Source organism: Pseudomonas sp. GGS8 (genome assembly GCF_024168645.1).
GTDB lineage: Bacteria > Pseudomonadota > Gammaproteobacteria > Pseudomonadales > Pseudomonadaceae > Aquipseudomonas.
On the sequence record NZ_JALJWF010000001.1, the window covers coordinates 1241999 to 1262373 of the forward strand.

Genomic DNA, 20375 nt, shown 5'->3' on the forward strand with positions numbered 1-20375 from the left:
AGAAGACTGCCTGAAATCTTCGCAAGTTCCTATGACCTGAATCAAAAATTGTATACAACTTTCGGGCTATGACACTCATCGAAACAATCTACCAGCCAGACGTCTGGGACGGCCCTATCATCAGGGCCATCATTACTCACCTGGAGCGCCTGTCATGTCTTTCAGCAGCTTGTTGAGCAGTTTGTTGGCCGCCTACGCCTGTGGCGCCAGTGGCACTTACGAAACACCTGAGCGTGCGGTTTAACCCTTGGAACGATGCAAGCCTGCCTTTACTCTGTGGTCCTGATTGACCATGGAGTAAGGCATGTCTTTAGCGTCCGTTTGTGTATTTTGCGGTGCCAGCACCGGCACCAATCCGGCTTATCGTGAAGCGGCTGTCGCCTTGGGGCGAGCATTGGCCGGGCGCAAGCTGACCCTGGTCTATGGCGGCGGCGCTGTCGGGCTGATGGGGATTGTGGCGGACGCCGCACTGGCGGCCGGCGGCGAAGTGATCGGGATCATTCCGCAGAGCCTCAAGGACAAGGAAATCGGCCATAGCGGCCTGACCCGTCTGGAAGTGGTCGACGGCATGCATGCGCGCAAGGCGCGAATGGCCGAGCTCAGCGATGCTTTCATTGCCCTGCCCGGCGGCCTGGGCACGCTGGAAGAACTGTTCGAAGTCTGGACCTGGGGCCAGCTCGGCTATCACGGCAAACCGCTGGGCTTGCTGGAAGTGAACGGTTTCTACAGCAAGTTGACGTCTTTTCTCGATCATATCGTCGGCGAAGGCTTCGTTCGCGGGCAGCACCGTGACATGCTGCAAATGAGCGAGTCGCCGCAAACCCTGCTCGATGCACTGGACGCCTGGCAACCCTCGGTACCGCCAAAATGGACCGAGCAAAAACCCAGCTAACGGCTCGGTGCCGATACAGGGCAGAATATGCGCCGCTCAACCTCACCTTCGACCCCAGAGGATCGCCCATGGCTAAACCTAATTATTCCTTCGCCAAACGTCAGAGAGACTTGGCCAAGGAGCAGAAGAAAGAGGAAAAGCTTCAGCGCAAGAAAGCTACAGCTGAAGAAGAAGCAGCAGCACTGAACCCGGATGCAGAAGGTGAAGTGGCGGCAGAAGATGATGTTGAAGCACCGAAAGATCAGGCGCCCGACGCCTGAGACCCTCCGGGCCCGATGATCTGATCAGGCCCACCGGATCTGTGTCCAGGGTCAGCAACGATGTTGCTGACCCTCACAGTCCCATCTGAAAATCCCCCTCCAGAACTGACTTGCACATCCCCATGTGGGAGCGAGCCTGCTCGCGATGACGGCGGCACACTTAGCAATTATTTGACTGACACACCGCTATCGCGAGCAGGCTCACTCCCACACTGGATCGCCGTTACTCCAATGGCATCACGGTTACCCGAACCTCGGGATCATGGCTGCCGCCGCCCAGAATCACTCCGCGTAACGGCGACACATCGGAAAAATCCCGGCCCCAGGCCAGGGTGATGTGCTCCAGCGCCGGTTGCACATTGTTGGTCGGGTCAAAATCCACCCAGCCCAGCACCGGACAAAACACCGACACCCACGCATGCGACGCATCGGCGCCGATCAGCCGTGGCTGGCCTGGTGGTGGCTGGGTTAGCAGGTAGCCGCTGATGTACCGAGCCGCCAACCCACGGGAGCGCAGGCAAGCGAGCATCAAATGCGCAAAGTCCTGGCAAACCCCACGACGCCTCTCCAGCACTTCCACCAGCGGCGTCGCCACTTGGGTCGCCTCGGCATCGAAGGTGAACTCGCTGAAGATCTTCTCCATCAACGCTTGAACACCCAGCAGCAATGGCCGACCAGCAGGAAAGCAACTTTCGGAGAACTCGACGAAACTGCGCTTCAAATGCACGTAGGGCGATTCGAACCGGTAGCGGCAGGCTTCCAGCAATGCAGGCGAGAGTGGCTGACTGCTGTAGGTCAGCGCGTTGCAGGTCGCTTCCCAGGCCGGCGATTGATTGAAGTCCAGTGACGGCCGTTCCAGCACTTCGACGGTGAGTTGAGCGTTGACCAGCAATTCATCGTGGGGGCGCTCGAACGCCAACCGGGTCAGCGGATTGCCGAACACATCCAGTTCATCCCGGCGCGAAGTCGGCTCGGGACTGATCTGCAACTGCTGTTCGGTGCAGCGCTGCCAGGTACAGTCGCGCGGCCATAGATGCGCCAGTTGCTGGGCCAGGGACACCGGGCTGTCGTAGTGATAATGGGTGTCGTGGAAAATCTGGTAATGGGCGCTCATCAGACGGACACCGTGCGCTGGCTGACATCATCGACATGGGCGAAATGGCGCAAGGCCAGGCGATCCGACACCTGCCCGCTGGCATCGGCGATCTCTTGCAGCAGATCCGCCAGCCCCTCCACGGCGGCGTGAACACTGGCCTCGCCGAACAGCGAGTTCTCCAGGCAGCCCAGATCGAAGTGCGCCAGTCGCTCCACCAACTGCGGCAGACCTGTTTCACGTGGCGCACCAAAGTCATCGTTCAAGCGTTTCAACGTACGGGTCACCAGTTTCAACTGGAACAGCACCGCGTGCGGGTTCTGGTCATCGAGCAGCAACAGGTCGAGTACCGGGATCAATTGCGCCACCGCCAGGTACCGCGAGCGGTAGGTGATGCCGCTGTTACCCAGCTCCAGCAGCCATTCCAGCCCGGCCTGATCGAAAGCCCCGGCGCCGCGCAAAAACGCCGCCAGACTGCCGCTGAGAAATTGCAGCCGTTCGATCCGCCGACCGATCATCAGGAAACGCCAGCCTTCATCCCGGGTCATGTCGTCGAGGGCAAAACCGGACAGCGCCGCCAGCGACATTACCAATCGGTTGAGGAAATCCAGCAACTCGCCGAAATCCGGCTCTTCGGTTTCCAGCTCCATCGCATCACGCTGCAACTCCACCAGCGCTTGCCAGTTCTCTCGCGAGAGCTTGCCGCGTACTTGCGAAGCCGCCCACTGCAAACGCTGCAGATTGGAACGCAGGCTGAACGGCCAATCATCGCCGAGCAGCGCCGCCAGCAACCGCTGCGGCAACTTGCCCTCCTCCGGCAACAGATTCAAGCGTTCACCGAGATCGACCGCCGCCTCCAGGGCTTGCGGGTCATCGCCATCGACATAGCGCGCCAGCATGACCCGCAGCAGCCGCGCGCTGTCATCGCAACGCTCGCAGTAACGACCGAACCAGAACAGGTTCTCGACCACCCGCGATGGCAGATACGGATCACGGCGCACCAGATCGTGAACGCCAATGTTGCGCTGGGCTTTCCATTGTTCGCCGCTGGGTGGGCGATCGCCCAACACCCAGGTGTCCTTGCTCGCGCCGCCGCGTTGCATCGACACCGCTTCAGCGTCAGCCTCGGCGGCAACCCGGGTCAGGCCACCGGGCAACACTCGATAGCCGTCCCGACTGGCCACTGCATACACGCGCATGCCGATGGCTCGTGGTTGCAACTGCCCGCCTTCGGCCTGCCAGATCGGCGCCTGGGACAGTTGCGCCAATTCTTGCGCAACATAGGCATAAGGCCGTGCCTGCATGCGCTCGGCCAGAGCCTGGCGCTGTTTTTCACTCAAATCACGTCCAAACACCGGTGCAAAGCTCTGCGACGGAAATGCCGGTTTGATCAACAGTTCCGGCAGCTTTTCCAGGGCCTGGGCCAGCACCGGCGCTTCGCCGCACCACCAGGTTGCGATGGACGGCAGGATCAACTCTTCGCCAAACAGGAATTGATTGATCTTCGGCAGGAAGCCCAGCAAACCCGGCGACTCCAGCACACCGCTGCCGAGGGCGTTGGCCACCAGCACCCGGCCCTGACGCACGGCTTCGAGCAGCCCTGGCACGCCAAGGGCCGAGTCAGTGCGCAGCTCCAGCGGGTCGCAGAAATCATCGTCGAGCCGACGCATGATCGCGTGAACCCGGCGCAGACCGCTCAAGGTCTTCAGGTACACCGTGGCATCGCGCACGGTCAGATCGCCGCCTTCCACCAGCGGATAACCGAGCTGACGAGCCAAGTACAGGTGTTCGAAATAGCTTTCGTTGAAACGCCCCGGTGTCAGGAGGACAACCAATGGCGCTTCATCGTCGCTCGGCGCCTGCCGGGCGAGTGTTTCCTGAAGTGTGCGGAAGAATCCGGCCAGGTGCCGCACCTTCAAGTCACGGTACAACTCGGGGAAGGCCCGGGACACGATGGTGCGGTTTTCCAGGGCGTAACCGGCACCGGATGGCGCTTGAGTCCGGTCTGCGGTCACCCACCAGCGACCGTCAGGCGTGCGCGCCAGATCCACGGCATACAGATGCAGAAAAGTCCCGTCGGGCGGTGCAATGCCCTGGCAAGGCCAGAGGAAGTTGTTATGACCGAACACCAGTTCAGCCGGCAGCAGGCCTTCGGCGATCAAGCGTTGAGGACCGTACAGGTCTGCCAGCACAGCATTGAGCAAACGCGCCCGTTGAGCGATCCCGGCGGATAACTGCTGCCACTCATCGGCTGCAATCACATGCGGCAACAAATCCAGTTCCCACGGCCGATCGGCGCCCTTGGGGTCGGCGTAGACGTTGTAGGTCACGCCGTTTTCCTGGATCTGCCGGGTCAGCAGTGCCTGACGCTGCACCAGTTGCGCTGGCGTGCTGCGTTGCAATTGATCAAACAGCCGCCGCCAGTGCGGGCGCACGGCGCCGCTGTCGTCGAGCAGTTCGTGGTAAGTGCCCGCGGTCAACGGGTAGCGGTCAAGCAGGTCAGGCATGGAAAGCTCGGCAGACAGCAAAGAACGGTCAGACTAACGCAGGCTCATGACGCCCGGATAGACGAAAAATCCGAGCGTCGCGTACGGTTTAAAAACGTCGCAAATCGAGCGTCATCGGCAGCTCGTCGTTGATTTCCAGGTTCGGTATCGGAAGTTTCCCAGGCGTATGTCCGATGCGGAAGAAACGCGCCATCCGCCGGCTCTCGGCCTCATTGGCGTTCACCGGCAGACTGTCGTAGTTGCGCCCACCTGGATGGGCGACATGGTACTGACAGCCGCCCAGCGAACGCCCCATCCAGGTGTCGAGCAAGTCGAACACCAGCGGTGCGTGGACCGGGATAGTCGGTTGCAGACAGTTGTACGGTTGCCAGGCACGGAAACGTACACCCGCGACGAACTCGCCGACCCGACCGGTAGGTTGCAACGGCACCGGGATGCCATTGCAGGTCAGCAGATAGCGTTGCGGCGGCAGCCCCGTAAGCTTGACCTGCAAGCGTTCCAGGGACGAATCCACATAACGCACCGTACCACCCGCGCTGCCCTCCTCGCCCAACACATGCCAGGGCTCCAGCGCCTGACGCAATTCCAGTTCGATGCCGCTGACGGCGTAGTCGCCGACCTTGGGAAAACGGAACGCCAGATGCGCGGCGAACCACTCGGCCCGTACCGGATAACCGGCGGCATTCAGATCAACGATGACGTCAGCGAAATCCTGCTCGATAAAGTGCGGCAACAGGAACCGATCGTGCAGCTCGGTGCCCCAACGCGCCAGTTTCGGCGGCGCATAAGGCTCGCGCCAGAACCGTGCCACCAGCGCCCGCAGCAACAACTGCTGAGCCAGGCTCATGCGCGCATGGGGCGGCATTTCAAAGGCTCGCAGTTCCAGCAGGCCGAGGCGTCCGGTGGCGCCGTCCGGCGAATAGAGCTTGTCGATGCAGAACTCGGCGCGGTGAGTGTTGCCGGTCACGTCGATCAGCAAATTACGCAGCAAGCGATCCACCAGCCATGGCGGGCACTCTTCACCCGGCTTCGGCATCTGCGCAAAAGCGATTTCCAGTTCATACAATGAATCGTTGCGCGCTTCGTCCACCCGCGGTGCCTGGGATGTCGGGCCGATGAACAGGCCGGAAAACAGGTAGGACAAGGACGGGTGGTTATGCCAGTAGCTGATCAGGCTGCGCAGCAGGTCGGGACGGCGCAGAAACGGTGAGTCAGCCGGGGTCGCGCCCCCCAGGACGAAATGGTTACCGCCACCGGTGCCGGTGTGCCGGCCATCGATCATGAATTTCTCGGTGGTCAGCCGAGTCTGGCGCGCCTCTTCGTACAGAAATTCGGTACGTTCCACCAACTCGTCCCAGGTGGCGGACGGCTGGACGTTGACCTCGATCACGCCCGGATCCGGGGTAATGCGGAAGTTGCTCAGGCGCGGATCGCTCGGTGGCTCATAGCCTTCCAGCAGAACCGGGCAATGCAGTTCCTCAGCGGTGGCTTCGATGGCGGCGACCAGTTCCAGGTAGTCCTCGACCCGCTCCAGCGGCGGCATGAACAGGTACAACCGACCTTCGCGTGCTTCGGCGCAGAACGCGGTGCGGGTCAGCCAGTCGGCGGACTGGTCGATCTCGGGCACACGTTCGTCGGCCGTTTTCGGTTGAGCGTGATTTCGTAGCTGGTCGGTGCCCGGCAGCTCAGGGAAATCCTGATTCGGGTCCGTGGGGTGAATGAACGGGTACTCCGCGGCTTTCACCCATGGCTGCGAACCGAGCGGCAAGCGATACCCCAGTGGTGAATCCCCCGGCACCAGCCGGCAGTGCTCTTCGCGCAGGTACCAGCGACCGCTCTGCCATTGATCGCCCTTGGCGGTACGCGCCAGCGGCAGGACCTGACCGATGACTTTGTCCAGCCCTTGGCTGAAGACTTTGCGCAGGCGCGCACGCTCCAAAGGCTCTTCCAGGCGAGAGTCTTCAGCGCTGACGTTCTGCGGTAAAGCGCCTTCGCGCCAGAGGTAATAGAAATTGTCTTCGTAGGCCGGGAACACAAAGCGCGTCGGAATTTTCAAGCGCTCGGCGACACTTGCCAGAAAACGCCCGGCCAGTTCGCCATCGGCGCCGTAATCTTCCCGCTCGTCGGCAATCAGCGCGTTGTTGTGCCAGATCGGCACGCCATCGCGGCGCCAGTAGCAATTCAGCGACCAGCGCGGCAATTGCTCGCCGGGGTACCACTTGCCCTGGCCGAAATGCACCAGACCCTTGGGCGCGTAATGTTTGCGCATGCGCTGGAACAGTTCGGCAGAGAGGCGCCGTTTGTCTGGACCGAGCGCGGCGGTGTTCCACTCGGCGCCGTCCGGATCATCGATGGAAACGAATGTCGGCTCGCCGCCCATGGTCAGGCGCACGTCGCCCTCGAGCAAATCGGCATCGATCTGTCGGCCCAATGCCTGAATCGCCTGCCATTGGTCTTCGGTGTAGGGTTTGGTAACCCGCGGTGCTTCCCAAATCCGCTCGACCGACATTTCGTGGGTGAATTCGCACTCGCACGGTTCCACCAAACCACTGATCGGCGCCGCAGAGGACGGGTCGGGACTGCACGCCAACGGAATGTGTCCTTCACCGGCAAACAGCCCTGAGGTTGCGTCCAGGCCGATCCAGCCCGCACCGGGCAGATAGACTTCACACCAGGCATGCAGGTCAGTGAAATCCACTTCGGTGCCCGAGGGACCGTCGAGGCTTTTGACGTCGGCGGTCAGCTGGATCAGGTAACCGGAAACGAATCGCGCCGCCAGGCCGAGGTTGCGCAGCAATTGCACCAGTAACCACGCCGAGTCACGGCAGGAGCCGGAGGCCTGTTCGAGGGTGTATTCCGGGGTCTGTACGCCCGGCTCCATACGAATCAGGTAACCGATGTCTTCGCTCAGGCGCTGGTTGAGTGCGACGAGGAAATCCACGCTGGGCAGCGGCGTGCGGTCGATGCCGTCCAGATAGGCCTTGAATGTCGGCGTCAGGGGCAAGGTTTCCAGATACGGCGCCAGCTCTTTGCGCTCATCCGCCGCGTAGGCGAAAGGGATCTTCTCGGCGTAGGGCTCGAGGAAGAAGTCGAACGGATTGAAGACCGCCATCTCGGCCAGCAGGTCGACCTCGATCCGCAGTTCATCGGTTTTCTCCGGGAACACCAACCGCGCCAGGTAATTGCCCTGGGGGTCTTGCTGCCAGTTGATGAAATGTTGCTCGGGCGAGACTTTCAGCGCATAGGACAGTATCCGCGTGCGGCTGTGGGCAGCCGGGCGCAGGCGAACGATCTGCGGACCGAGCTCGACGGCGCGGTCGTAGCGGTAATGCGTAACGTGGTGCAACGCGACATGAATCGACACGGCGGCCTCCTGCGAGCCAGGGCATAGACACAAAGCGCGCAAGACTTATGCCAGAGCGGCGGTCATTGCGCTTTATCAACAGACCCCGGTGCAGTACAGCACCAAAACGGCGCCGTGGCTGCGGTTATAGTGCGAGGGCTGCACATATTTGTGGCGCACGTGTGAGAGGCGGGTGCTGAATCTACCCAACTAACGGGCTTTGTGCTTTGCAATAACAGCTTGGCGCAAGTGACGTACTTCAAGCAGCTTCTGGCGCATCTCGCGGTGACGTTTGCTGTTGAGCAGCAATAGCGCCAGCAGTGGGAACAGCAACGTCACAGCATAAATCAGGGGATTTACCTCATATGCAATGGTGGGCAATACCCCAAGAAAACAAAGGGCCAGGAGTACGACCAGAGGCCGCACCCATTGCGGGCGACCGCGCGCGACCATGAAATGGCAGTGCACGACGATGAGGGTCAGCGCGATCCCCCCGAAAAAAGAGTACTTGGCGTTGTCAGCCAACGGAAGGTTTCGAAAATAGCTTTCGAAAAACAAAGGCACCGCAAAGACCAGGGTAAAAATTGACGCGAATATTGCCCCCATGAAGACCGGGAAATACTTCGATAGAAAATAGCGAGTGCTGGGCAGCTCATTCATTGCTCAGCCTCCTCGTACAGGCCTACGGCAATGGTGCGGACATTCCCCGAAATTGCACTGCCGGTAAAACCGATAGCGGCGCCCAAGGCGTCTTTTATCTGAGTGACCGTTGCATGCTTGACCTCGGTGGGTGTGAAACGCTTGGGCAATTCACCCGACAACTGCTTCAACTTGATCATCTTCGACGTCAAGCGCGGGTCGTTGATGCTCAATAGTTCTTTGGTCAGTTTGGCACGTTCCTGTCGATTCAGCCCCCTGAGCACTTCCCTGACACTTTTCCCGGTCGTGGCCTTATTCAGCCTGACCAGTTTGAGTGTTGTCAGCGTGGATGCGCCTACCCCGACCAAGGACGCAGCATCCAGCGCAATCATGGTGTACTGGTACCACTCTTCGCTGTCGAGCTCATCGTTACGGGCAGGGTTGACGATCTCATTGCGGGTCCGATAGCCGCTGGCAAAACACTGCACTGAGCTGGCAGCCGCAGCGGTATAACCGAGCGCAGCGACCACCGTACTTGCCCCTGCCGAAAACGGAATAGCCACGGAGCCGCTGAGCACTACGATCCAGCCGATCACTGCACCCGCGCAGGACAACGTGGTATTGATTGCCTCTCCGACCAGTCGCGACTCTCTGGGATTGTCCTGAACCTGTTGGACAAACTGCGCAGGCGCAATGTACTTCTGCGCCTCGCGCAAAATGATCCGCTTGGGCGTGATGCTGCAAATCGGCTTGAACTCGCGCAGGGTCACTACGTTGAATTCAGCGTCAATGTACACCACGCCCGCGCCGACGATTCCGGGGTCGGCATCGATGGCGGCGAACAGGCGTGGCAGGTTGATCTGGCTTTCGATGCGTTGGCGGGCCATGAACTGGGAGGGGCTGTAGTCCATGCCGATGCCCGGTAAGGGGTTGCTCATGTGAATCGTCCTTGAGAATCGGGGGTGAATCTTTATGCCTGTGCCGCCGTCATCGCGGGCGAGCCCGGCTCCCACAGGATTGGGCGTTATACAGGTAAATCGGTTGTCCGCGCAGCCATTGAAGTGCGCGTCACCTTAGCAAACAGGCCGCACACTCGCTAGAAAACAAAACGCCAGCACTTAGGCTGGCGTTTTGCGATATGGCGCGCAGATTAACGCGGCACAACCGGCTTGCGCGCAGGCTTCGGCCCCTTGCCTTTAGCCGCATCCTTGCGCTCTTTGGCCGCCTGCTGGTTGCGGGCGAACGCCGCTGCCTTGGCCTGCTCCCGCTTGTCCCACGGATTGCCGCCATCGCTGGCACGTGGTGGCAGGCCCGTATGCTGGGTCAGGATCTTGGTGGTCTTTTCCCCTGCAACCTTGTGGCTGCCGGCCGGTGTCGAGTTCTTGCGACGGGCGCTCTGGTAGCTGTCGGTCGCCGGCTGATGCAGCGGGATCAACTGGTTCTTGCCCGGCCCGATCAGGTCGGCGCGGCCCATGCGGGTCAGCGCTTCACGCAGCATCGGCCAGCCTTTCGGGTCGTGGTAACGCAAGAACGCTTTGTGCAGGCGACGCTGCTCTTCGCTCTTGACGATGGTCACGCCGTCGCTCTTGTAAGTGACCTTGCGCAGCGGGTTCTTGCCCGAGTGGTACATCGCGGTGGCGGTGGCCATCGGCGATGGGTAGAACGCCTGCACCTGGTCAGCACGGAAACCGTTGCCCTTGAGCCACAGGGCCAGGTTCATCATGTCTTCGTCGGTGGTGCCCGGGTGAGCGGCGATGAAGTACGGAATCAGGTACTGCTCTTTCCCGGCTTCCTTGGTGTACTTCTCGAACATGCGCTTGAACTTGTCATAGCTGCCGATGCCCGGTTTCATCATCTGGTTGAGCGGACCTTCCTCGGTGTGTTCCGGGGCAATCTTCAGGTAACCACCGACGTGGTGGGTCACCAGTTCCTTGACGTATTCCGGCGACTCAACCGCGAGGTCGTAGCGCAGGCCGGAGGCGATCAGGATCTTCTTCACACCCGGCAAGGCTCGGGCGCTGCGATAGAGCTGGATCAGCGACGAGTGATCGGTGTTGAGGTTCGGGCAAATGCCTGGGAACACGCATGAAGGCTTGCGGCACGCGGATTCGATTTCTGGGGTCTTGCAGGCGATGCGGTACATGTTCGCGGTCGGGCCGCCGAGGTCGGAAATGACGCCGGTAAAGCCCGGGACCTTGTCGCGGATCTCTTCGATTTCGCGAATGATCGACTCTTCGGAACGGTTCTGGATGATCCGGCCTTCGTGCTCGGTGATCGAGCAGAAGGTGCAGCCGCCGAAGCAGCCACGCATGATGTTGACCGAGAAACGGATCATCTCGTAGGCCGGGATCTTTTCCTTGCCGTACGCCGGGTGCGGAACGCGCGCATAGGGCATGCCGAACACGTAGTCCATTTCTTCGGTGGTCATCGGAATCGGCGGCGGGTTGAACCAGACATCCACCTCGCCATGCTTTTGCACCAGTGCGCGGGCATTACCCGGGTTGGTTTCCAGGTGCAGCACGCGGTTGGCGTGGGCGTAAAGCACCGCGTCGCCGCGGACTTTCTCAACCGACGGCAGACGAATCACGGTCTTGTCGCGGGTCATTTTCGGGCTGGCCAGGATCTGCACGACCTTGGCTTCGCTTGGGTCTTCAACCGGCCCCTTTTCCTGCTCGATGGCGCAAGCCTGGGTGTCTTGGGTGTTCACGTACGGGTTGATGATCTTGTCGATCTTGCCCGGACGGTCGATGCGCGTGGAATCGACTTCGTACCAGCCTTGCGGCGTATCACGGCGAATGAACGCGGTGCCGCGTACATCGGTGATGTCTTCGATCTTGTGACCATAGGACAGGCGCTGGGCGACTTCGACGATCGCACGCTCGGCGTTGCCGTAGAGCAGGATGTCGGCGCAGGCGTCGATCAGGATCGAGTTGCGCACCCGGTCCTGCCAGTAATCGTAGTGGGCGATGCGGCGCAGAGACGCTTCAATGCCGCCGAGCACGATCGGCACGTGCTTGTAGGCTTCCTTGCAGCGCTGGCTGTAAACCAGGCTCGCGCGGTCCGGACGTTTGCCCGCCAGGCCACCAGGGGTGTAGGCGTCGTCGGAACGGATTTTCTTGTCGGCGGTGTAGCGGTTGATCATCGAGTCCATGTTGCCGGCCGCGACACCGAAGAATAGATTCGGCTCGCCAAGCTTCATGAAGTCGTCTTTGGACTGCCAGTTAGGCTGCGCGATGATCCCGACGCGGAAGCCCTGGGCCTCAAGCAGCCGGCCGATGATCGCCATGCCGAACGACGGATGGTCGACGTAGGCATCACCGGTGACGATGATGATGTCGCAGGAATCCCAGCCGAGCTGATCCATCTCCTCCCTGCTCATCGGCAGGAATGGCGCTGGCCCGAAACATTCGGCCCAGTACTTGGGATAGTCAAATAACGGCTTGGCTGCTTGCATGTCGATAACCGGTGTTGGCTTTCATTGAATTTCGCGGGCGCGGAATATAGCACAAATTTTGACCAATTCCGACGGCTATGGTCGGAAATTGCGGCGACCCCATCGCGGGCAAGCCCGCCCCCACAAGTTCGGTGTAATCCCTGTGGGAGCGGGCTTGCCCGCGATGAGGCCCGATCAGGCGATGTAGATATTACTCATCGTCGTCGAAGTTGTAGCTACCCGGCGCCAGGTTTTCAAATCGGGTGTATTTGCCGATGAAGGCCAGGCGGATAAAGCCGATCGGGCCGTTCCGCTGCTTGCCGATAATGATTTCGGCAATGCCTTTGTGTTCGGTTTCCGGGTGATACACCTCGTCGCGGTAAACGAACATGATCACGTCGGCGTCCTGCTCGATCGCACCCGACTCCCGCAAGTCGGAGTTCACCGGGCGCTTGTTCGGGCGCTGTTCCAGGGAACGGTTGAGCTGGGACAGTGCCACTACCGGGCAGTTGAATTCCTTGGCCAGCGCTTTCAGGGACCGGGAGATCTCGGAAATCTCGTTCGTCCGGTTATCACCGCTGGAACCCGGGATCTGCATCAGTTGCAGGTAGTCGATCATGATCAGACCAATCTCACCGTGCTCACGCACCAGACGACGGGTCCGGGCGCGCATTTCCGAGGGGCTGATACCCGCCGTGTCGTCGATGAACAACTTGCGATCGTTGAGCAGGTTGACCGCCGACGTCAGGCGCGGCCAGTCGTCGTCTTCCAGGCGACCGGCCCGGACCTTGGTCTGGTCGATACGACCGAGGGACGACAGCATACGCATGATCAGCGATTCACCTGGCATCTCGAGGGAGTAAACCAGGACAGCCTTCTCGCTGCGCAGCACGGCGTTTTCCACCAGGTTCATCGCAAAGGTGGTTTTACCCATCGATGGACGGCCGGCGACGATGATCAGGTCGGACGGTTGCAGACCGCTGGTCTTCTCGTCGAGGTCGGTATAGCCGGTAGACAGGCCGGTAATGGCGTTGTCGGTGTTGAACAAGGTGTCGATGCGGTCGATGGCCTTGGTCAGCAGGTCGTTGACGCTGACCGGGCCGCCGGTTTTTGGACGAGCCTCGGCAATCTGGAAGATCTGCCGTTCGGCCTCGTCGAGAATCTCGGCGGCGGTGCGGCCTTCAGGGTTGAAAGCGCTGTCAGCGATTTCGGTACTGATGCCGATCAACTGGCGCAGGGTGGCCCGCTCGCGAACAATCTGGGCATAGGCCTTGATGTTGGCGACGGACGGCGTGTTTTTTGCCAGTTCGCCAAGGTAACCGAGACCGCCGACCTGGGACGTCTGACCTTCCTTGTCCAATTGCTCGGCCAGGGTCACGACGTCGATTGGCTGGTTCTGGTCCGCCAGCTTGGCGATGGCCCGGAAGATCAGGCGGTGGTCATGCCGATAGAAATCACCGTCGGAGACTTGATCGAGCACGCGCTCCCAGGCGTTATTGTCCAGCATCAGACCACCGAGCACAGCCTGTTCGGCCTCGATGGAATGCGGCGGCACCTTCAGGGCAGCGGTTTGCAGATCGTATTGCTCGGGAGCGGAGATATCGTTCATGGCCACTTGGTTTGTTTAGGAAAAGCAGGGGTTGTGAAAATCAGGAACCGCAGAAAGACAAAGGGCACGACCTGTAAACAGGATCGTGCCCGATGTTACCGGCAAGCACCCAAGGGTGCCAGCCGACAAGTGCTGCTTAAGCTGCTACCACGACAACGCGTACGGTGGCTTCAACTTCGGCGTGCAGGTGCACGGCTACGTCGAATTCGCCTACGTTGCGGATGGTGCCGTTCGGCAGACGAACTTCGCTTTTTGCAACTTCAACGCCAGAGGCGGTCAGTGCATCAGCGATGTCGTGGGTGCCGATCGAACCGAACAGCTTGCCTTCGTCACCAGCGGTGGCAGTGATAGTCACTTCCAGCTCAGCCAGTTGGGCAGCACGGCTTTCAGCCGATGCTTTACGGTCTGCTGCGGCTTTTTCCAGCTCAGCGCGACGCTCTTCGAACGCAGCCAGGTTGGCTGGGGTCGCAGCGGTAGCTTTGCCGTAAGGCAGCAGGTAGTTACGACCGTAACCAGCCTTAACGTTCACTTTGTCACCCAGGTTGCCCAGGTTGGTGACTTTTTCCAGAAGGATCAGTTGCATGTGAAAATCCTCTTAACTTTTAACCTTCACCGTTCGCGCTATCGGCATCTTTCGGTGCCGAACGACCGCGAAAATCAATCAGGCTGTCGACGATGGCCAAGACCACCAGCAACGGATAGATCAGCTGCATGAACAGCAACAGCGTGACGTACAACCCCACCAGCCAGAACTTGGCCAGTCGCTTTTGCGCCACCAGCCCGTGAATCAGGGCCAGCCCGGCGAACACCAGCGGTACACTGCACAACGGCGTCAACATGGCCATCTGCGGGCCAAGATTTGGCCCCAGAAGCATTAACGCCAGCAGCAACATCGCCGGCCCCAGCGGGATTCGGATGGCGCGAAACTCGCGACCAAAACCACCCGGGTTGTACAACAACGCCTGCCAGTAGCGCCCGACAATCAGGCTCAGCACACTGACGATTTGCAACAAGGCCGCAATCAGGCCGGTCAGGACCGGTGCAATCAGGGACGCAAAGCGCGCTTGCTCGTCTACCGACAATTGCTGGTAGACCTCACCGAGTAGCGACGGCATAACTTTTATCAAAGCCTGCGCCAGCATCTCGATCTGGGGCGCAAAAGCCGCCCCCAGCACCACTGAAAACACCAATCCCATCGCTATGCTGACCAGCAGCACGCGGCTCCAGGACTCGCTTGCGCGCAAAACCAACGCAAGGCTCGAAGACCCCAGCAGCACCAGAAGTGCCCGAGGGTCGTCGGAGTAAAGCCACCAGATCAACGCCGGCAGCAGCCCCAGAGCAAGTACGCCAACGGCGTCCTTCAATCCGCGCCGCAGGAGCACAAGGCATCCGGCGGCAGCACCCAACCAATACAACAACGGCAATGTTGCGCATCCGGCCACTACCAGAGTGGCCTGCATACGGCCGCGCATGATGAACTCAGCTAAGGCGCGCATGCATTCAATCCTTTGCTACGTGTCGACTGCCCGGTCTCAGCGGCCGTGGCTGTCGGTGTAGGCCAGCAGGGCCAGGAAGCGGGCGCGCTTGATAGCGGTGGCCAGCTGACGCTGATAACGTGCTTTGGTACCGGTGATACGGCTTGGAACGATTTTGCCGGTCTCGGATACGTAAGCTTTCAGAGTGTTGAGATCTTTGTAATCGATCTCTTTCACGTCTTCAGCGGTGAAGCGGCAGAATTTACGACGACGGAAGAAACGTGCCATGTAATAGGCTCCTCAAAAGGTCCGTGGATTACTCGTCAGCGTTATCGCTGGCGTCGCTGTCATCACCATCAACGCTATCGGCGTCGGAGTGCTCAGGACGGTCGCGACGCTCACGGCGCTCACTGCGGTTTTCTTCAGCCTTGAGCATCTCGGATTGGCCGGTAACGGCTTCTTCGCGACGGATGACCAGGTTACGGATCACTGCATCGTTGTAGCGGAAGTTGTCTTCCAGCTCGGCCAGGGCCTTGCCAGTGCACTCAACGTTCAGCATCACGTAGTGAGCCTTGTGAACATTGTTGATTGCGTAGGCCAGTTGACGACGGCCCCAATCTTCCAGACGGTGGATTTTGCCGCCGTCTTCTTCGATCAGCTTGGTGTAACGCTCAACCATGCCGCCGACTTGCTCGCTTTGATCCGGGTGGACCAAAAAGATGATTTCGTAATGACGCATGAATGCTCCTTACGGGTTGTAGCCTGCCGCTCAAAAGCGGTCAGACAAGGAGTGAATGACACTAATGGACTTGCCAGCGATAGACACATGCGTGCCTGCCGTCACAGCAAGGGGCGCAATTGTAGAGAAGGGTCGAGGGAGGCGCAAGGCAATTGGTGATTATTTGAACAATCACCAATCTTCGTCCAAATACAAAACACTGTGGGAGCGAGCCTGCTCGCGATGGGGGCGTAACATTCAACATTGATGCTGAATGACACTCCGCTATCGCGAGCAGGCTCGCTCCCACAGGGATTACAACCGGATCAGGACTTTTTGGCGGCCCCGGCGGCTTTGACGCCGCGCTGGCGCAGCGCTTCGAACAGGCAGACGCCAGTGGCGACGGACACGTTGAGACTGCTGACGCTGCCGGCCATCGGCAGGCGTACCAGATAATCGCAAAGGTCACGAGTCAGGCGGCGCATGCCGCTACCTTCGGCCCCCATGATCAGGATGGTCGGACCCGTCAGGTCCTGCTGATACAGATCCTGCTCAGCCTCGCCCGCCGTACCGACGACCCACAAGCCACGCTGTTTGAGTTTTTCCAGGGTGCGCGCCAGATTGGTCACGGCGACCAACGGAATCACTTCCGCCGCACCACAGGCAACTTTTCGAACCGTCGGCGTCAGGGTGGCTGATTTGTCCTTCGGCACGATCACCGCCAGCGCGCCGGCCGCATCGGCCGAACGCAGGCAAGCGCCGAGATTGTGCGGATCGGTCACGCCGTCGAGCACCAGCAACAGCGGTGCGCCTTCGGTGCGATCGAGCAGTTCGTCGAGCATCGCCTCGCCCCAGACCTGGCTCGGGCTCACGTCCGCCACCACGCCCTGGTGCACGCCTTCAACCCAGGCATCCAGCTCACGGCGCTCAGCCTGACCGACGGCCACGCGATTTTCGGCAGCGAGCTCGATCAGCGTCTGAACCCGCGGATCACTGCGACCCTCAGCCAGCCAGATCTGCTTGACGCGTTTTGGGTGATGACGCAGCAACGCTTCTACCGCGTGCACGCCGTAGATCTTTTCCAACTGACTCATGACTTGGCCTTAGGTTTACGCGCCCCGCCGCTTCTGGCGGCTGGAGCGGAACCCGCTTTGGGCGGGCCTTTACGGTGTTTGCTCGGTTTGGCTGGCTTGCCGCCGGAGGCCTTGTCAGGCGCCGACCGCCCGCCCTTTCCCCCAGACGCCGCTTTACCGCCGCTTTTCGCTTCAGACAGCAACGCCTGTTTCATTTCACGACTTTTGCGCAACTCGGCATTTTTTACAGCAGCATCGCTCGGGCGATAGGCCTCGATGGCCTTTTCCTTGGCAGGACGACGCCCGGCTTTGACTGGCGCGGGCTCGACTGCTGTTTTGGCAGCAGGCGCAGCGGTTTCAGTGCCGCGTTTCTTGCGACCGATCGGCGCGCTGATGGTTTTTTCGGCCATCTCGAAGTCGATCTTGCGCTCGTCGAGGTCGACGCGCATCACGCGCACTTCAACGGTATCGCCCAGACGGAAGCTGCGACCGGTACGCTCACCGGCGAGGCGGTGGTGCACAGGATCGAAGTGGTAGTAGTCGCCCGGCAGCGCGGTGACGTGCACCAGGCCTTCGACGTAAATATCGGTCAGTTCGACGAACAGGCCGAAACCGGTCACGGCGGTGATCACACCCGGGAACGATTCGCCCACGCGGTCTTTCATAAACTCGCACTTGAGCCAGTTCACTACGTCGCGGGTCGCTTCGTCGGCACGGCGCTCGCTCATCGAGCACTGTTCGCCAAGCTGTTCCAGGGTCGCTTCGTCGTACGGATAGATCCGTGCTTTCGGAATGGTCATCGCACCAGCACGGCGAACGTGCGGGGTGTCCATTTTCGAATGGATGACGCTGCGAATTGCCCGGTGCGTGAGCAAGTCCGGGTAGCGGCGAATCGGCGAAGTGAAGTGGGTATAGGCTTCGTAATTCAGGCCGAAGTGGCCCTGATTATCGGCGCTGTACACCGCCTGGCTCAACGAGCGCAGCATAACGGTCTGGATCAGGTGGAAATCCGGACGATCCTTGATACCCGCGAGCAAAGCCTGGTAATCCTTCGGCGACGGGCCGTCCTTGCCTTTGTGCAGGGACAGGCCGAGCTCACCGAGGAAGGCGCGCAGTTTTTCCAGACGCTCTGGTGGCGGACCATCGTGAACGCGATACAGCGCAGGGATTTCGTGCTTTTTCAGGAATTCGGCGGTGGCCACGTTGGCCGCCAGCATGCATTCCTCAATCAACTTGTGAGCATCGTTGCGAACGGTCGGACGGATTTCAGCAATCTTGCGCTCGGAACCGAAGATGATTCGGGTTTCCTGAGTTTCGAAATCGATCGCGCCACGCACATGACGGGCCGCCAACAGAACCTTGTACAGCGCATACAGCTGTTTGAGGTGCGGCAGCACGTCGGTGTATTCACCACGAAGCTGACGCGCTTCGGTGGCTTTCGGCGTTTCCAGCATGGCACTGACCTTGTTGTAGGTCAGGCGGGCATGGGAGTGAATCACCGCTTCATAGAAGCAGTAGTCGGTCATCTCGCCGGACTTGGAGATGGTCATCTCGCAAACCATGGCCAGCCGATCAACGTGCGGGTTCAGCGAGCACAGGCCGTTGGACAACTGCTCAGGCAGCATCGGCACCACACGCTCGGGGAAGTACACCGAGTTGCCACGAACCTGGGATTCGTTATCCAGCGCCGAACCGATTTTCACGTAGCTGGAAACGTCGGCGATCGCCACGTACAACTTCCAGCCGCCGGAGAACAGGCGCAGCTTGCCCGGCTTGGCTTCGCAATAGACCGCGTCATCGAAGTCGCGCGCATCTTCGCCGTCGATGGTCACGAACGGCAGATGACGCAGGTCGATGCGCTTCTCTTTGTCTTTCTCTTCGACTTCAGGCTTGAGCTTGGCGGCTTCTTTCAAGACCGCTTCAGGCCAGACGTGCGGAATATCGTAGGTGCGCAGGGCGACATCGATTTCCATGCCCGGCGCCATGTAGTTGCCCACGACCTCGACCACGTCGCCTTGCGGCTGGAAGCGTGGCGTCGGCCAGTGAGTGATCTTCACTTCAACGAACTGACCGATCTGCGCGTTGGCGTTACGGCCCGGAGTCACCAGCACTTCTTGCTGGATCTTGGGGTTGTCCGCAACGACGAAACCAATACCGCCCTCTTCGAAGTAACGACCGACGATGCTCTCGTGGGCACGAGACACCACTTCGACGATCATGCCTTCACGTCGACCGCGACGGTCGAGGCCGGAAACACGTGCCAGGGCACGGTCGCCATCGAACACCAGGCGCATTTGCGCCGGGCTCATGAACAGGTCGTCACTGCCGTCGTCCGGGACCAGGAAGCCGAAGCCGTCACGGTGACCGCTGATGCGGCCTAGGATCAGGTCGAGCTTGTCCACCGGCGCATAAGTGCCGCGACGGGTGTAGATGAGTTGAGCGTCGCGCTCCATGGCGCGCAGGCGGCGGCGCAGGGCTTCGATCTGGTCCTCTGTGGTCAGACCAAACTCTTCGACCAGTTGCTCGCGGTTAGCAGGCGAACCTCGATCAGCAAGGTGCTGAAGGATCAGTTCGCGGCTAGGAATAGGGTTTTCATATTTTTCCGCTTCACGAGCGGCCTCGGGATCGAGGGACTGCCAATCGGCCATTAGAGAGTTTTCACCTTGTCTATATGCGGGTTAGTTTGGCATAGGCGTAATGAAACGGGAAATTTCAGGCTATGACAGCCCATCTAAAGCCCTTTATCGACACCGCAAAGCTGATTTGAATGCCGTCGGTAAAATTTTCCAAGTTTTTTTGATGACAGGGGTTTACAGTTAAAAAGACGCTCCGTATAGTGCGCGCCATCGACGACGCACTAGCGCTGCCGATACTGCCCAGATGGTGAAATTGGTAGACACGCCAGCTTCAGGTGCTGGTGACCGCAAGGTCGTGGAAGTTCGAGTCTTCTTCTGGGCACCAATTTCGAGCTTGAGATTAGATCAATTTCAAGGCTCACACAAAAACCCGCGAAAGCGGGTTTTTGCATTCTAAGCCTCTGAAATATTAAAACCAAATCAGGGGTTTACAGATCAAAATGCTCTCCGTATAGTGCGCCACATCAACAGCGGCAACGCTGAAGATCATGCCCAGATGGTGAAATTGGTAGACACGCCAGCTTCAGGTGCTGGTGACCGCAAGGTCGTGGAAGTTCGAGTCTTCTTCTGGGCACCAATTCAAATTCAAGGTCACGTTCTTGAATTTCACAGAAACCCGCGAAAGCGGGTTTTTGCGTTTCTGGCTTTCGAAAACCCCAAGCCATTACTTCTCCTGTAGCAAGGGAGCTTGCTCCCG

Annotated in this window: 15 protein-coding genes and 2 tRNA genes; 4 read left to right on the plus strand and 13 right to left on the minus strand. The window is 59.8% G+C overall.

All coding sequences use genetic code 11. The annotated features are described in order from the left end of the window. Positions 1–304: 304 nt before the first annotated feature. Both J3D54_RS05475 and J3D54_RS05480 read left to right on the plus strand, forming a co-directional pair. Positions 305–892, plus strand: coding sequence for a TIGR00730 family Rossman fold protein (locus J3D54_RS05475; RefSeq protein WP_253417016.1), 588 nt, complete (start codon positions 305–307; stop codon positions 890–892). 68 nt (positions 893–960) lie between these two features. Continuing rightward, the gene (locus J3D54_RS05480) at positions 961–1152 is read left to right on the plus strand and encodes a hypothetical protein (protein WP_018928487.1); all 192 of its coding nucleotides are present in this window, start codon (positions 961–963) and stop codon (positions 1150–1152) included. A 223-nt stretch (positions 1153–1375) separates the two neighbouring features. On the opposite strand, the gene J3D54_RS05485 is transcribed toward J3D54_RS05480, so the two are convergent. From J3D54_RS05485 to rnr, 13 genes are all read right to left on the minus strand, one after another. Continuing rightward, on the minus strand, positions 1376–2266 hold the full coding sequence (locus J3D54_RS05485; protein ID WP_253417017.1) for a transglutaminase family protein: 891 nt from the start codon (positions 2264–2266) through the stop codon (positions 1376–1378). Further along, entirely contained in the window at positions 2266–4752 is a 2487-nt protein-coding gene (locus J3D54_RS05490; RefSeq protein ID WP_253417018.1) for a circularly permuted type 2 ATP-grasp protein, read from the minus strand. The genes J3D54_RS05485 and J3D54_RS05490 overlap by 1 nt, the downstream gene beginning before the upstream one ends. Positions 4753–4840: 88 nt before the next feature. Continuing rightward, entirely contained in the window at positions 4841–8116 is a 3276-nt protein-coding gene (locus J3D54_RS05495) for a transglutaminase family protein (protein ID WP_253417019.1), read from the minus strand. A gap of 189 nt (positions 8117–8305) precedes the next feature. Then, positions 8306–8755, minus strand: a complete 450-nt coding sequence (locus tag J3D54_RS05500; protein WP_253417020.1) for a hypothetical protein — start codon at positions 8753–8755, stop codon at positions 8306–8308. Then, positions 8752–9672, minus strand: coding sequence for an NAD synthetase (locus tag J3D54_RS05505; protein WP_253417021.1), 921 nt, complete (start codon positions 9670–9672; stop codon positions 8752–8754). The genes J3D54_RS05500 and J3D54_RS05505 overlap by 4 nt, the downstream gene beginning before the upstream one ends. A 212-nt stretch (positions 9673–9884) precedes the next feature. Next, positions 9885–12188, minus strand: a complete 2304-nt coding sequence (locus J3D54_RS05510) for a YgiQ family radical SAM protein (RefSeq protein WP_253417022.1) — start codon at positions 12186–12188, stop codon at positions 9885–9887. A gap of 190 nt (positions 12189–12378) precedes the next feature. Next, positions 12379–13776 carry a replicative DNA helicase gene (dnaB, locus tag J3D54_RS05515; protein WP_253417023.1) on the minus strand — a complete coding sequence of 466 codons (1398 nt, stop codon included), beginning with the start codon at positions 13774–13776 and terminating at the stop codon, positions 12379–12381. 136 nt (positions 13777–13912) lie between these two features. After that, positions 13913–14359 carry a 50S ribosomal protein L9 gene (gene rplI, locus J3D54_RS05520; RefSeq protein WP_007939577.1) on the minus strand — a complete coding sequence of 149 codons (447 nt, stop codon included), beginning with the start codon at positions 14357–14359 and terminating at the stop codon, positions 13913–13915. Between the two features lie 19 nt (positions 14360–14378). After that, complete coding sequence (locus J3D54_RS05525; RefSeq protein ID WP_253417024.1) at positions 14379–15272, minus strand: hypothetical protein; 894 nt, start codon at positions 15270–15272, stop codon at positions 14379–14381. A 36-nt stretch (positions 15273–15308) separates the two neighbouring features. Then, positions 15309–15539 carry a 30S ribosomal protein S18 gene (rpsR, locus tag J3D54_RS05530; protein ID WP_002551829.1) on the minus strand — a complete coding sequence of 77 codons (231 nt, stop codon included), beginning with the start codon at positions 15537–15539 and terminating at the stop codon, positions 15309–15311. 28 nt (positions 15540–15567) lie between these two features. Beyond that, entirely contained in the window at positions 15568–15990 is a 423-nt protein-coding gene (gene rpsF / locus J3D54_RS05535; RefSeq protein ID WP_095052890.1) for a 30S ribosomal protein S6, read from the minus strand. Positions 15991–16295: 305 nt separating this feature from the next. Continuing rightward, complete coding sequence (gene rlmB / locus J3D54_RS05540; RefSeq protein ID WP_253417025.1) at positions 16296–17063, minus strand: 23S rRNA (guanosine(2251)-2'-O)-methyltransferase RlmB; 768 nt, start codon at positions 17061–17063, stop codon at positions 16296–16298. After that, positions 17060–19690, minus strand: a complete 2631-nt coding sequence (rnr, locus tag J3D54_RS05545; RefSeq protein ID WP_253417026.1) for a ribonuclease R — start codon at positions 19688–19690, stop codon at positions 17060–17062. The genes rlmB and rnr overlap by 4 nt, the downstream gene beginning before the upstream one ends. Before the next feature lie 226 nt (positions 19691–19916). Between rnr and J3D54_RS05550 the strand changes: the two genes are divergently transcribed. Together J3D54_RS05550 and J3D54_RS05555 are read left to right on the plus strand one after the other, a co-directional pair. Then, positions 19917–20003: transfer RNA gene (locus J3D54_RS05550), tRNA-Leu, on the plus strand. 165 nt (positions 20004–20168) lie between these two features. Further along, positions 20169–20255: transfer RNA gene (locus J3D54_RS05555), tRNA-Leu, on the plus strand. Positions 20256–20375 lie beyond the last annotated feature (120 nt).